Origin of the sequence: Billgrantia ethanolica, assembly GCF_021404305.1 — a bacterium.
GTDB classification, from domain to species: domain Bacteria; phylum Pseudomonadota; class Gammaproteobacteria; order Pseudomonadales; family Halomonadaceae; genus Halomonas; species Halomonas ethanolica.
On record NZ_JABFTX010000037.1, the window covers coordinates 1 to 322 of the forward strand.

At 65.8% G+C, this 322-nt stretch carries 1 protein-coding gene and 1 pseudogene; both read left to right on the forward strand.

Annotated elements, in window-relative coordinates:
- Positions 1 to 109: pseudogene (locus tag HOP53_RS21400) on the forward strand (precorrin-4 C(11)-methyltransferase); the annotation flags it as partial.
- Positions 106 to 322 (forward strand): SAM-dependent methyltransferase (locus tag HOP53_RS21405; RefSeq protein WP_234271875.1); only part of this gene is annotated, 217 nt, incomplete at its 3' end. The pseudogene HOP53_RS21400 and the gene HOP53_RS21405, both read left to right, overlap by 4 nt.

Genomic DNA, 322 nt, shown 5'->3' on the forward strand with positions numbered 1-322 from the left:
GGACTTTCAGGAAAGCAGTCTCTATGCGGTCGGCTACGACCGCCGCTTTCGGCCGCAGTCGGCGGACTCGCCCTTTGCCGGCTCTGCTGACGAGAGGGGCGAGGCATGATCTCACTCTCGCTGATCGGTATCGGCACCGGCAACCCCGAGCATGTCACCCTGGCCGCGGTGCGGGCGCTCAATGAAGCAGACCTGATCCTCCTACCGCGCAAGGGGGAAGCCAAGTCGGACCTGATCGACCTGCGCCGGTTGCTGTGCCGCGATCTGCTCGAGGCGTCATCCCGCACCCGGGTCGTGGAGTTCGATCTGCCGTGCCGCGATG